This window comes from Sanguibacter antarcticus (assembly GCF_002564005.1).
Taxonomy (GTDB): domain Bacteria; phylum Actinomycetota; class Actinomycetes; order Actinomycetales; family Cellulomonadaceae; genus Sanguibacter; species Sanguibacter antarcticus.
In genome coordinates, this window is the sequence record NZ_PDJG01000001.1 from 1731139 (window position 1) to 1743322 (window position 12184).

General features: G+C 70.6%; 12 protein-coding genes. 4 read left to right on the plus strand and 8 right to left on the minus strand.

Annotated elements, in window-relative coordinates; genetic code table 11:
- Positions 1 to 3: 3 nt before the first annotated feature.
- Positions 4 to 1977, plus strand: coding sequence for an endonuclease/exonuclease/phosphatase family protein (locus tag ATL42_RS07920; RefSeq protein ID WP_098454882.1), 1974 nt, complete (start codon positions 4 to 6; stop codon positions 1975 to 1977).
- Between the two features lie 60 nt (positions 1978 to 2037).
- Positions 2038 to 2526 carry a hypothetical protein gene (locus tag ATL42_RS07925; protein WP_098454883.1) on the plus strand — a complete coding sequence of 163 codons (489 nt, stop codon included), beginning with the start codon at positions 2038 to 2040 and terminating at the stop codon, positions 2524 to 2526.
- A 16-nt stretch (positions 2527 to 2542) separates the two neighbouring features.
- On the opposite strand, the gene ATL42_RS07930 is transcribed toward ATL42_RS07925, so the two are convergent.
- Entirely contained in the window at positions 2543 to 4027 is a 1485-nt protein-coding gene (locus ATL42_RS07930) for an NAD(P)H-quinone dehydrogenase (RefSeq protein WP_098454884.1), read from the minus strand.
- Positions 4028 to 4130: 103 nt separating this feature from the next.
- On the opposite strand from ATL42_RS07930, the gene ATL42_RS07935 reads away from it, so the two are divergent.
- Together ATL42_RS07935 and ATL42_RS07940 are read left to right on the plus strand one after the other, a co-directional pair.
- On the plus strand, positions 4131 to 4958 hold the full coding sequence (locus ATL42_RS07935) for a purine-nucleoside phosphorylase (RefSeq protein ID WP_098454885.1): 828 nt from the start codon (positions 4131 to 4133) through the stop codon (positions 4956 to 4958).
- A 1-nt stretch (position 4959) separates the two neighbouring features.
- Positions 4960 to 6759 (plus strand): phospho-sugar mutase, encoded by a 1800-nt coding sequence (locus ATL42_RS07940; protein ID WP_098454886.1) that lies wholly within the window; start codon positions 4960 to 4962, stop codon positions 6757 to 6759.
- An 86-nt stretch (positions 6760 to 6845) separates the two neighbouring features.
- Here ATL42_RS07940 and ATL42_RS07945 read toward each other — a convergent pair whose 3' ends face one another.
- The 7 genes from ATL42_RS07945 to ATL42_RS07975 form a co-directional block, all read right to left on the minus strand.
- Entirely contained in the window at positions 6846 to 7679 is an 834-nt protein-coding gene (locus ATL42_RS07945; protein WP_245862297.1) for a siderophore-interacting protein, read from the minus strand.
- 24 nt (positions 7680 to 7703) lie between these two features.
- Entirely contained in the window at positions 7704 to 8471 is a 768-nt protein-coding gene (gene deoC / locus ATL42_RS07950) for a deoxyribose-phosphate aldolase (RefSeq protein WP_098456432.1), read from the minus strand.
- 71 nt (positions 8472 to 8542) lie between these two features.
- A complete protein-coding gene (locus tag ATL42_RS07955) occupies positions 8543 to 9619 on the minus strand; it encodes an adenosine deaminase (RefSeq protein WP_098454887.1) in 1077 nt (358 codons plus the stop codon).
- A gap of 45 nt (positions 9620 to 9664) precedes the next feature.
- Positions 9665 to 10015, minus strand: a complete 351-nt coding sequence (locus tag ATL42_RS07960) for a DUF202 domain-containing protein (protein WP_098454888.1) — start codon at positions 10013 to 10015, stop codon at positions 9665 to 9667.
- Positions 10016 to 10024: 9 nt separating this feature from the next.
- On the minus strand, positions 10025 to 10396 hold the full coding sequence (locus ATL42_RS07965) for a YidH family protein (RefSeq protein WP_098454889.1): 372 nt from the start codon (positions 10394 to 10396) through the stop codon (positions 10025 to 10027).
- A gap of 1 nt (position 10397) precedes the next feature.
- A complete protein-coding gene (locus ATL42_RS07970; protein WP_098456433.1) occupies positions 10398 to 11711 on the minus strand; it encodes a thymidine phosphorylase in 1314 nt (437 codons plus the stop codon).
- Between the two features lie 26 nt (positions 11712 to 11737).
- A complete protein-coding gene (locus ATL42_RS07975; protein ID WP_098454890.1) occupies positions 11738 to 12184 on the minus strand; it encodes a cytidine deaminase in 447 nt (148 codons plus the stop codon).

The following is a 12184-nucleotide window of genomic DNA, read 5'->3' on the forward strand; positions in this document are numbered from 1 at the left end:
CCTATGGTCGCCCACCCTGCTCTCGAGGACCGCCCGGTCACGCCCGGAGCGGTCGGCGCGTCCGTCGCACTGCTCGCAGTCCTCACCGCGACCTGTCTGGAGCTCGTCCGCACGAGCGGACCGCTCATCGACCTGGCGTTCTCGTCCGGCCTGGCGACAGCAGCGATCACAGCCCTCGGGACCTTCGTCGCCGCTGGTGTCTTCGTGCTCGTCCTGGCCGCACGCCGGCCCCTCGACGGGCGCGTCCTCCTGCTCGGGGTGACGGCCCTCGCGGTGGGCAGGCTCGCCTCCCAGGCGCTCGACGGCCCGTTGCGCTACGGGATCACCCTCGCGACCGTCGCGCTGTCGCTCGCCGTCGTCCTCGTCGCCGCGTCGGTCGTCGGACGCGTCTCCGGGACGGCTGTCGCGGTGGCCGTCGCGGGAGGTGCTCTGGGCTCCGCGGCACTCAACCTGCTCCTGGCGACGTGGGACGCCGTGTGGCGGACCGGTCCCGTCGGGTGGGCGGTCCCGGTCGTCCTCGCGCTCACGTCGCTCGTCCTCGCATGGCGGTTGCGCGCGCTGCCCGCGGCCCCGGCCGTGCGCGGGCTGTGGGTCCTCGGGCCGTTCCTCTCGCTCGCCGTGTCGACCTTCGCGAACCCTGCGTTCATCGCCTCCCAGTCGGGAGCCCACCTGGCGTTCGCCGGGCTGACGATCGTCATCACGACGGTCGGCGTCACGACCCTCATGACCCGTTCGCTCGTCGACGTCTCCGCCATCCCCGGCCGGTTCGACGGAGCGCTCGTCGCCGTTCTCGTCCTTGCCCCGGTCGGGCTGTTCTTCGCGCGCGACTGGCCCGGAGCAGCGTCCCCGGCGGTGTCGGTGCTCGTCCTCGTCTGTGTCGTCCTCCTCGGCACGAGCGCCACCGTCGCGCTCGCTCAGGCGCTCACCCGCCCGGTCCACCGGCAGACAGCGCTGCGCCTAGGCGGGAGCGCGTCGTGCGCCGGGCTCGGCGTCATCCTGCCGCTCCTCGTCTACCAGCTCGACTACGAGGTGCCTCTCGGTGTGCCGAACGCTCTCGTGCCCGTGCTCGTCGCGCTGATCCTCGCCGTCATGGGATTGCGTGCCCGACGCCTCGCCCGCGCGCTGCAAGACGAGATCAGCGTCGTCGCCCAGCCGCTCACCCACGGCACGGTCCGTCCCGTCGCCGCGCTCGTCGGCCTCCTCGCGGTCGTCGGGACCGTCGTGGCAGCCGTGCCCTCGTCCGCGGCAGAGGCCGCAGACGAGGACCCCACGAGCGTCAGGCTCCTCGACTGGAACGTCCACTACGGCGTCAACGCGGAGCCCGGTGTCGACCTCGACGCGATCGTCCAGGTGATCGACGCCTCAGGGGCTGACCTCGTCACCCTCCAGGAGGTCTCGCGCGGATGGATCATGGGAGGCGGCGCAGACATGGCTGCGTACCTCGCAGACCAGCTCGGGATGGACTACGTGTACTCCCCGGCAGCCGACCAGCAGTTCGGGAACGCCATCCTCTGGAAGCCCCACCTCGGTGACGTGTCGGACGTCGAGCAGACCGGGCTCCCCTTCGGGATGGGACCGCAGAAGCGCTCCGCAGTCTCCGCGACGTTCGACATCGACGGCACCGCGCTGCGGGTCACCTCCGTCCATCTCCAGCACCGGGTGCAGAACACCCCCACCCGCATCGACCAGCTGGAGACCCTCCTCGCCGCCGAGCCCGTCGAGGGTGCCTATGTGCTCGCCGGCGACCTCAACGCGGAACCAGGATGGGCCGAGACGCGTCTCCTCGAACGCTCAGGCCTCGTGAGCGCGCAGGACGAGGCCGGCCAGCCGACAGCGCTCACCTTCCCCAGCACGTCGCCAGACTCGCGCATCGACTGGGTCTACGGCTCCGACGTCTCCTTCAGCGACGTCGAGGTCATCGCGACCTCCGTCTCCGACCACCGACCGATCGTCGCGACGATCAGCGTCGCCCCCTGACCTCCCTGACCGCCCAGCACGCGGCCCGCCCCGCACGCACCCGTCGAACCGAGGACCACCATGCAGCTCGTCGTCTCTGTGTCCGAAGCCCTCTCGCTCGCGCTCGCCCGCGGGCCCCTGCCCACCGTCCTGCGGTCCGTCGTCGCCGACGGATCGACCATCCACGCCGAGATCGACCTGAGGGCCGTACCTGACCCACCCACCGCGCTGCGCCTGGCCGCGAGCGCTCTCGGAACCGTGAGCGTCGCACTGCGGTTCCTCGCGTTCGACGGAGCGGTCGCGACGTTCGAGGTGTCGGCACAGGCTCGCGCCCTCCCTGCGCACAAGCTCCTCAACTACCTCGTCGGCCCGATCAACCGGGCGCTCACCACCGAAGGACTGCCCGACGGGCTCGTCGAGATCCGCAAGGGGACGGGCGAGCCGGTCCTCGCGATCGGGGTCCGGGACGCGGTCGCCGCACAGGTCGACGGCATCACGCTCACGGCGCTCGCCGTGCGCGACGGTGCGGTGCACGCCTCGGCGACCGTCGGCGACGTCCGCTTGCGGTAGTCACCCCGTTCTCGGGCTACCCGATCCGGTGGTGCCCCATCCGCGCGACCTCGGCGATCGATCCGGAGAGCGACGGGTAGACGGTGAAGGCCTCGGCCACGTCGTCGACCGTGAGGCGGTGCGCGACAGCGAGCGTGATCGGAAAGATCAGCTCGCTCGCACGCGGCGCGACGACGACCCCGCCGAGCACGACGCCCGCCTCAGGGTGGGCGAACATCTTGACGAAGCCTTCCCGGATGCCGAGCATCTTCGCGCGCGGGTTGCGGTTGAGCGGCAGGATCGTCACCGAGTACTTCGAGCTCTGCTCGCGCAGCGCCTTCTCGCTGTAGCCGACGGTCGCGATCTCTGGCGCGGTGAAGATGTTCGCCGCGACCGTCCGGAGCTTGAGCGGCTGGACGGCGTCGCCGAGCGCGTGGGACATCGCGACCCTGCCCTGCATGGCGGCGACGGACGCGAGCGGGAAGATCCCGGTGCAGTCACCTGCTGCGTAGATGCCGCGGACGCTGGTGCGGGAGACCTTGTCGACCTCGACGTGGCCGGACTCCGTGAGGCGGACGCCGGCCTCCTCGAGGCCGATCCCGCGGGTGCTGGGGATCGATCCCACAGCCATGAGGACGTGCGATCCGGTGACGACGGTGCCGTCGGACAGGACGACCTCGACGTGGGCGTCCTCGCCCTCGCCGACGACCCGGGCAGCCTCGGCGCGCTGGCGGGACATGACTGTCATCCCGCGCGAACGGAAGACGTCCTCGATGAGGTTTGCCGCATCGGCGTCTTCGCCCGGCAGGACGCGGTCGCGGCTGGACACGAGGACCACCTCGCACCCGAGAGCGTTGTAGGCCCCGGCGAACTCCGCTCCGGTGACGCCTGACCCGACGACGACGAGCTTGGTCGGCAGGGCATCGAGACGGTAGAGCTGGGTCCAGGTGAGGATGCGCACGCCGTCGGGCTGGGCATCGGGGAGCACCCGGGGCGTCGCACCGGTCGCGACGAGGACGACGTCGGCGTCGAGCACGATCTCGTCGGCTCCCGTCCCCTCGGGGGTCACGACGACGCGCGACGGCCCGTCGAGGCGACCGTCACCGATGAGCATCGTGATGTTCTCGCGCTCGAGCCGGGCACGGATGTCGGCGGACTGCGCCGCAGCGAGCGCCATGACCCGGGTGTTCACGGCTGCGAGGTCGACGACGAGACGATGGGCGGCGTCACCGTCTGCATCGACCGTGCGGATGCCGAGCTCGGAGGCCGTCCGTGCGACGGCCATCCACTCCGCTGTCGCGATGAGCGTCTTGGAGGGGACGACGTCGGTGAGCACGGCCGCGCCGCCGAGGCCCTGGCGTTCGACGACGGTGACGTCGGCGCCGAGGCGCCGGGCGACGAGCGCTGCTTCGTAGCCTCCCGGGCCACCTCCGAGGATGACGATGCGGGTCGCCTGGAGGTCCTGGGTGGGGGTCGGTCCGGCGGGGCTGGGGACGGGCGGCGGGGTCTGGGTCTCAGTCACGGGCCAAGTATCCCAGGAACGCCCCGGAGCATCATCTTCCGTACCGTCGGTCTCCGGGGCGCGCGTGCTCGTGGACGGCCCTAGACCCAGATAGCCTCGTGTCATGACAACCTTCTCCACCTCTCACGACACCGTCGACCCGTTCGACCTCGCCCGCGACGCCGCGGCACACATCGCCCGCGCGACGGGCGTCGCCTCCCACGACATCGCTCTCGTCCTCGGTTCTGGCTGGGGCGGGGCGGCCGACCTCCTCGGCGAAACCGTCGCCGAGCTGTCGAGCGACGAGGTCCCGGGCTTCAGCAAGCCCGCTGTCGCCGGGCACGTCGGGACGCTGCGCTCGATCAAGATCGAGGCGACCGGCAAGCACGCTCTCGTGCTCGGCTCGCGCACGCACCTGTACGAGGGCAAGGGCGTGCGGGCCGTCGTGCACGGGATGCGTACGGCCGCCGCCACGGGTGTGCGGACCGCGATCCTCACCAACGGCTGCGGTGGCCTCAACACCGACTGGGCACCGGGCACGCCGGTCCTCATCTCCGACCACATCAACCTCACAGCGACCTCGCCGCTCGAGGGCGCGACGTTCGTCGACCTCACGGACCTCTACGCAGCGCGGTTGCGCGCGGTGGCCCGCGAGGTCGACCCCTCCCTGGCCGAGGGCGTCTACGTCCAGTTCCCCGGCCCGCACTACGAGACCCCTGCCGAGGTCCGGATGGCTGGACGTCTCGGTGGAGACCTCGTCGGGATGTCGACGACGCTCGAGGCGATCGCTGCACGACACGCGGGCATGGAGATCCTCGGGATCTCGCTCGTGACGAACCTCGCTGCGGGCATCAGCCCGGTGCCGCTCTCGCACGCTGAGGTCATCGAGGCTGGACAGGCCGCTGGTCCGCGCATCAGCGCGCTCCTGGCCGAGATCACGAAGAGGGTATGAGATGAGCACGCACAACCTGCACCAGCTGATCGAGCAGGCAGAACGGTGGATCGCTGACGACCCCGACGAGAAGACCCGCGCCGACCTGACCACGCTCCTGCATACCGCGGGGTCGCCAGACGACGAGCTCGACGAACCGCGCGCCCAGGCGTTCCTCGAGCTCGAGGACAGGTTCTCGGGGTTGCTCCAGTTCGGCACAGCAGGGCTGCGGGGCGCGATGGCGGCCGGCCCGAACCGGATGAACCGCGCAGTCGTCATCCGCGCTGCAGCCGGCCTGGCTGCGTACCTCCTCACCGAGGTCCGCACCGTGACCGGCGACGAGGACGCCGTGCCTCGCGTCGCGATCGGCTACGACGCACGGCACAACTCGCACGCGTTCGCGATCGACACCGCTGCGGTGCTCACGGCTGCCGGGATCGAGGCCCTGCTGCTCGACCATGCGCTGCCGACACCTGTCCTGGCGTTCGCTGTGCGGCACCTCTCCGCCGACGCGGGCGTCATGGTGACTGCGAGCCACAACCCTCCGGCCGACAACGGCTACAAGGTGTACCTGGGCGGACGCGTGGTCGTCGGCTCCGGCCGGGGAGCCCAGATCGTGCCTCCGTTCGACGCTCAGATCGCCGAGCGCATCTCGGCCGTGGACTCCGTGGCGTCGGTCCCGCGCTCCACCGACGGGTGGACGGTCGTCGGACCAGACCTGCTCACCGACTATCTCGCGTCTGTCGGCCGGCTCGCGGACGATGCCGCTCCGCGCAACCTGTCGATCGTCGCGACCCCGCTGCACGGTGTCGGCGGCGCCGTCCTCCAGAGCGTGCTGCACACCGCCGGGTACCGCGAGCTCGTGCTCGTCCCTGAGCAGGCAGAGCCGGACCCGGACTTCTCGACGGTCGCGTTCCCCAACCCCGAGGAGCCTGGTGCGATCGACCTGGCCCTCGCCTACGCCCAGACGCTCGACGCTGATCTCGTCGTCGCGAACGATCCCGACGCGGACCGCTGCGCGATCGCTGTCCGGGACCCGCGTGCCGCCCAGGATCTCAAGAAGAACTCCGGCAGCGACACCGCGCGTGCTGAGGGGTGGCGGATGCTCCACGGCGACGAGGTCGGTGCGCTCCTCGGTGAGCTGGTCGCTGCCGAGGCCGCGAACACCCCGGGCGCGTTCCTCGCGAGCTCGATCGTGTCGTCGCGCCTTCTCGCGCGGATCGCCGAGTCTCACGGGCTGCAGTACGCGTCGACGCTGACCGGCTTCAAGTGGATCTCGCGGGTCGACGGCCTGGTCTTCGGCTATGAGGAAGCCCTCGGGTACTGCGTCGACCCAGGTTCCGTCCGTGACAAGGACGGGCTGAGCGCCGCGCTGCTCCTCGTGCAGCTTGCCGACCGGCTCAAGGCCCGTGGACGCACGCTCGTCGACGAGCTGGACCGGCTGGCACGCATCCACGGCCTGCACCTCACCGACCAGCTGTCGCTGCGCTTCGCCAACCTCGCGAGGATCCCTGAGACGATGGCCCGGCTGCGCGAAGCGCCGCCCACCACCCTCGCAGGCTCACCGGTGACGGAGATCGTCGACCTGGCCGAGGGAAGTGCGCTCCTCCCCCCGACGGACGGTCTGCGCCTGGTCGCGGAGGACGGCACCCGGGTCATCGTGCGTCCGAGCGGGACAGAACCGAAGGTCAAGTGCTACCTCGAGGTGATCGTGCCTCTCGAAACGACCGCGACCGACGAGCAGGTCGCGTCCGCACGGCACACGGCACGAGCCCGCCTCGACGCGGTCCGCGCCGACATGTCTGCCGCGCTCGAGGTCTAGCAGGCGCCCTCCCTGAGGCACGCCACCTCAGGGAGGGCGTGCTGCCCCCGTGCCTCAGGCCGACCAGAGACCCGCCGGTCAGCCGGTCAGCCGGCGGAGCCTGCCTCGTCCGCTTCGACCGCAGCCTTCCAGGCACTCTTCTCACTGCGCCACGTCTCTTCGCTGCGCCCCCGCCGCCAGTACCCAGAAGCCGACAGGCGTGCCGCAGGGACTGCGCGCTCGACGCGCAGGTGCCGTCGGAGATCACGGACCATCCCGGCGTCACCGTGAAGAAAGACGTCCGGGACACCGGCGGGGAGCTCCCACGCCGACACGCTCTCGACGATCCCCGGCTCTGTCCCTGCGCCGGGCAGGCTGGCGTCCCTGTGCACCCACGTGACGAGATCACCGTCGACGGCCTCCGCGGGCGTCCTCAGCGGGACCTCGTCCGCGGTCGTCGCGACCTCGACGAACGCCTTCGCGCGCGCACCCGCCGGAAGAGCCTCGAGCGCTGCCGCTATCGCTGGCAGAGCACTCTCGTCACCGATGAACAGGTACCACGGAACGTCGAGCGCCGGTGCGTACGCACCACCGGGACCGACGAAGGAGATCTCGTCCCCCGGCGTCGCCCGGGCAGCCCACGGCCCGGCGATCCCCTCGTCGCCGTGCACGACGAAGTCGATCGTGATCTCACCCCGAACCGTGTCCCAGGTACGGACCGTGTACGTCCGCAACCGGGCACGCTGCCCCTCGATCTCAGGAGCGAACTGCAGCTTGACGTATCGGTCGGTGAACTCGGTCGGGTCGAGCCTCGCGAGCGCCTCTCCGGTCAAGACGAGACGCACCATGTGCGCGGCGATCCGCTCGGTGCGGACCACCGTCACCCGGGTGACAGGCCGTTCCTTCTTCGGAGGTACCGGGCTCGAGGGTGTGGACGTCACCAGATCTCCTCCGTACGCGCCGCCTCAGTAGGCGCCGTCACTGACCTTGACGTCCCCGGGACCGGCCGGTGTCTCGCCGTCACTGCGTCCGCCACCGCCCAAGAGCTCCGCCGTGTCGAGACCGTCCAGGCCTGCCAAGACGGCTGCCGTACCGGACAGTCCGAGCCGTGTGGCGCCGGCGGCGACCATCGCGAGCGCGTCTGACGCCGTCCGGACGCCACCGCTGGCCTTGACGCCCAGCCGGTCCCCGACGGTTCGTGCCATGAGCGCCACGGCGTGCACGCTGGCGCCTCCGGCGGGGTGGAAGCCTGTCGACGTCTTGACGAAGTCTGCACCTGCGGACTCGGCGGCCTGGCACGCAGAGACGATCTCCTCGTCGGTCAGTGCAGCAGACTCGATGATCACCTTGAGGACGATCGGGCTCGGCGCTGCGCCACGGACGGCGGCGATGTCGCCTTCCACGTACGCCCAGCTGCCGGCCTTGACCGCACCGAGGTTGATGACCATGTCGACCTCGTGCGCACCAGACGCGACCGCCTGCGCTGCCTCGGACGCCTTGGCCTCGCTCGTGTGCGCACCGGACGGGAAACCGCAGACCGTGGCGATCTTCACGCTGCTTCCGGCCGGCAGCGCCAGCGGGAGCATCGAGGGAGACACGCAGATGGAGTAGGTCCCCAGCTGGGTCGCCTCCTCCGCGAGCGCGGCGACCTGCGCGGAGGTCGCTTCGGGCTTGAGCAGCGTGTGGTCGACGAGCTGAGCCAGCTCGTCAGCATCCATGGTGGTGTGGCTCATGTTCTTCTCCATCGGTCGGGGCATGCTGGGTAGGGCGTGCAGGTCACCGCACGCCGAGGGGGTGGTTCTGCTCAGAGCGCGGCGTGCGCGGCGAAGGCCTCGATGATCCGCTCGCCGAGCGCGTGGCGCTCGTCGTGGTGGATGAACGCGCTCCAGGCGGCAGCGAGCGTCGCGTCCCGCAGGTCGTCGAGCGTCCATCCTGCCTCGTCGACGAGGAGGGTCATCTCACGAGTCATCGAGGTTCCCGACATGAGCCGGTTGTCGGTGTTGATCGTGACAGCGAAGTCGAGGTCGCGCAGACGCGAGATCGGGTGCTCAGCGATCGAGACGGCTGCTCCGGTCTGGAGGTTCGACGAGGGGCAGAGCTCGAGCGGGATCTGGTTGTCCCGGATCCAGTGGGCGAGGCGCCCGAACACCGGGCTGTCCGTGCCGAGGTCCTCGATGTCTTCCACGATGCGCACGCCGTGGCCGATGCGGCTCGCCTGGCCGAGGTGCACGGCTTCGGCGATCGAGTCGACACCGGCGGCCTCGCCCGCGTGGATGGTCACGGGGAACGACGCGTCGTTGAGGGTTCGCCACGTGCCCGGGAACCGTGAGGGCAGGAAGCCGTTCTCCGCGCCGGCGATGTCGAATCCGACGACGCCGCGGTCGCGGTTCGCGAGCGAGAGCTCGACGATCTCTTCCCAGCGGTCAGCGTGCCGCATGGCTGTGAGGAGCTGCCCGACGCGGATGTCCTGGCCGCGCTCGGCGGCGAGCGCGACGCCTTCGTCGAGCCCCGCCTGGACGGCGTCGACCGTCTCTTGCAGCGTGAGGCCACCGGTGAGGTGCTGCTCGGGCGCCCAGCGCTGCTCGGCGTAGACGACGCCGTCGGCGGCGAGGTCGAGGACGGCCTCGCGGGCGACCCGCTGGAGGGCCTCGGCCGTCTGCATGACGGCGATCGTGTGGTCGAAGGTCTCGAGATAGCGCACGAGAGAACCTGAGCTCGCTGCATCGACGAACCACTCTGCGAGAGCGTCAGCGGTCGTCGCAGGCAGCTCGTGACCGATCTCGAGCGAGAGATCGATGAGGGTCTGGGGCCGCAGGCCACCGTCGAGGTGGTCGTGCAGGAGGACCTTGGGCAGTGTTGAGATGGGGAGCTGAGACGTCATAGGTCAACGGTACCGCCGGAGGCTGCAGCATCAGGCCGACTCTCCTCAGCGGGTCCCTGAGGTGGCGTGCACGAGCGCCATCGCCGCTCCGAGCAGCGCCAGCGCGACGACGACCCCGACGATGCGCACGAGCCCGTCGGAGATCGCTGTGCGGCGCCCGCCACGCAGCTCGTGCGCGGGACCGCGGTGCCCGAGCCGCCACGCGACGTAGACGACGAGCGCACCGGAGGCGCCACCGATGAGCGTGGCGTCGGTCCGGATAGCCGTCAGGGTGAGGAGGATCCCGCCCAGGGCTGCCGACATGAGGGTGCGCTGCCAGGCGAGCGCGGTGCGCTCGTGCTGGGCGCCCGGCGGGAGCGGTGCCGACGAGGCTGCGTCGTCCGGGACGGCGTTCATCGAACGCCCCTAGAAGGCCGACGACACGGCGTACACGGAGAGGAACAGAGCCATGACCACGACGCCTGCGACGAGGGCCGGGAGCGCCGTCGGCGCAGGCAACGGGGTACCCGTTCGCAGAGCCAGCTCGTTGCGGCGCCACGTGTGCATCGCGTACAGAGCGAGCGCTGCGCCCGCGAGGCAGGCGATCGCCGCGATGAGGTCGAGGACGAGGGGCAGCTCGGCGAACGTCGCGAACGACGTCAGCGCCACTCCACCTGCGACGAGCCCCAGCCCGGTGCGCACCCACGCGAGCGCCGTGCGCTCGTTGGCGAGCGAGAAGCGGATGTCAGGCTCGTCGCCGTGGCTGTACACCGAGCGTGGTCGGCGATCGTCGGACATGTCAGTCCACGCGAGCCAGGACGATGTCACGAGGAACCACGGGCCCGTCGCTGATCGTCACGGCCGAGCGCGCGGACTCGAGCGCCCGAGCGAACCGCTCAGGGGTGTCCGTGTGGAGCGTGAGGAGTGGCTGTCCCTTGACGACCCGGTCACCAGGGCGAGCGTGGATCTCGACGCCTGCGCCTGCCTGCACCATGTCTTCCTTGCGGGCTCGGCCTGCACCGAGGCGCCATGCGGCGACCCCGACGTCCATCGCGTCGAGCGTCGCGAGGACGCCGTCGGACTCGGCGAGGATCTGCTCGGACTCGGTCGCGACAGGCAGCGGCGCGTCGACGTCTCCGCCCTGGGCGGAGATCATCGCGCGCCAGCGGTCCATGGCGCGGCCGTCGCCCAGCGCTGAACGCACCTCGTCCGCACCGATCTCACGGCCTGCAGCAGCAAGCATCTCGACCGCCAGCGCGACGGTCAGCTCGACGACGTCGGCCGGTCCGCCGCCAGCGAGGACCTCGACGGACTCACGGACCTCGAGGGCGTTGCCTGCGGTGAGCCCGAGCGGTGTCGACATGTCCGTGATGAGGGCGACCGTGCGGACGCCTGCGTCGGTGCCGAGGTCGACCATCGTCCGTGCGAGCTCGCGGGCCTGCGCCTCGTCCTTCATGAAGGCGCCAGAACCGACCTTGACGTCGAGCACCAGCGCGCCGGTTCCCTCGGCGATCTTCTTGCTCATGATCGACGACGCGATGAGGGGGATCGCCTCGACGGTGCCCGTGACGTCGCGCAGCGCGTAGAGCTTGCGGTCGGCGGGCGCGAGCCCGGAGCCTGCCTGGCAGATGACTGCGCCGACGCTCTCGAGCTGAGCCATCATCTCGGCGTTGCTCAGCGCGGCGCGCCAGCCCGGGATCGACTCGAGCTTGTCGAGGGTCCCGCCGGTGTGCCCGAGCCCACGGCCCGAGAGCTGCGGGACAGCGACCCCGAACACGGCGACGAGCGGAGCGAGCGGCAGCGTGATCTTGTCACCGACACCACCGGTCGAGTGCTTGTCCGACGTCGGCTTGGACAACGACGAGAAGTCCATCCGCTCGCCCGAGGCGATCATCGCTGAGGTCCAGCGCGCGATCTCGGCGCGGTCCATCCCGTTGAGCAGGATCGCCATGTTGAGCGCGGCCATCTGTTCTTCGGCGACGACACCACGGGTGTACGCGTCGATGACCCAGTCGATCTGCTCCGGGGTCAGGGTGCCGTGGTCACGCTTGACGCGGATCACGTCGACCGCGTCGAAGGCCTCGGCCCGGTTGGTGGTGTGCTTGCTCGTCATGTCGCTCATCGTCTCGTCCTCATCGTTCAGGCTCGCTCGACGAGGTCGTCCGGGCCGAAGGCGTCGGGCAGCACCTCGCTCATGGGTCGGATACCGCGCGTCGTCTCCACCTGCAGGTTCGGGCCACCGTGCTCCCAGAGGAGCTGGCGGCACCGCCCGCACGGCATGAGGGTGTTTCCGTGGCCGTCGACGCAGGTGAACGCCACGAGGCGACCGCCCCCTGTCGCCGCGAGCGACGACACGAGTCCGCACTCAGCGCAGAGGACGACGCCGTAGGCGGCGTTCTCGACATTGCACCCGACGACCACACGGCCGTCGTCGACGAGCGCTGCTGCGCCCACGGGGAAGTGTGAGTAGGGCGCGTACGCGCGAGTCATGATCTCTCGCGCGGCGGTCCGCAAGGCCGACCAGTCGATCTCGACCGGCGCCCCGTCGCTGAGTCCCTGCGGAGGTCCCTGTGAGGTGTCAGCCAT